Source organism: Mycobacterium sp. E3247, assembly GCF_001667785.1.
Classification (GTDB): domain Bacteria; phylum Actinomycetota; class Actinomycetes; order Mycobacteriales; family Mycobacteriaceae; genus Mycobacterium.
On record NZ_LZJG01000552.1, the window covers coordinates 1 to 876 of the forward strand.

At 63.7% G+C, this 876-nt stretch carries 2 protein-coding genes; both read right to left on the bottom strand.

Annotation, left to right across the window (positions count from 1 at the left end; all coding sequences use genetic code 11):
• On the bottom strand, nucleotides 1-334 hold a 334-nt coding region (locus tag A9X04_RS28200), incomplete at its 3' end, for an MlaD family protein (RefSeq protein WP_156764573.1).
• A partial coding sequence (locus A9X04_RS28205) for an MCE family protein (protein ID WP_231985839.1) occupies nucleotides 331-876 on the bottom strand: 546 nt, incomplete at its 5' end. The genes A9X04_RS28200 and A9X04_RS28205, both read right to left, overlap by 4 nt.

The window sequence follows — 876 nt, forward strand, 5'->3', positions numbered from 1 at the left end:
GCTCGATCTCGAGCACCTTCTTCCCGAGGATGGTGTCCGTCTTGATCGCGAGCCGGCTCTCGGTGCCGATGGTGTTGCCGCCGACGGAGAATTTGATCCGGACATGGTCGCCGTCGATCTCGAGCGCCTCGACCTTGCCGACATTCACACCGGAGATGCGGACCTTGTCGCCCTTGTTGAGTTGGCCGGTGTCGGTGAATTGTCCGTAATAGCTGGGACTGGCGAACATCATCGGGATGCTGGTGAAGCTTTGGCCGACGGCGACCACGAGCACGAGCACGGTGATGCCCATCAGGCCGACCCGGTTGCGGTTGAATTCGGTGAGCGTTCTCATTGGGGCGTGCACCTGCCGGTGGGCTGCTGCCAGAGGCGGACCGAGCGGACCGGGCCGCCGGACTGCAGTCCGTTCCACCTGATCGTGAGGTCGCAGACGTAGAAGTTGACCCAGTCCCCGTAGAGGCCGATGCTGCGTCCGATGAGGTTGAGCGCGGTCGGGGTCTTGTGGATCAGGTCGCCGAGCTGATCGCGTTGGTCGACGAGCGGTTGCTGAAGAGCCTGCAGGTAGTTGATCGCCTTGTGCAGCAGAGCGCGGTTGTCGGCGAGGAGGTCGGCCACCGTTCCGGCGGCGTTGCTGATGTTCGCGGTGCCGGCGGCCAGCGGGTCGGCGTGGTTTTGCAGCCCGGTGATCAGTCTCTCGAAGTTGTCGACGGTCTGGTCGAACTCCTTGCGATGCCGAACGGTGGTGTCCAGCACGGTGTTCAGGTTCTTGACCACCTCGCCGATCGCCTCGTCGCGCTCAGCGATGTGCGCGGTCAGCTGCGCGGTCTGGTCGAGGATGTCGTTGATGGTGCCGCCCTGACCCTGAAACACGGTGAT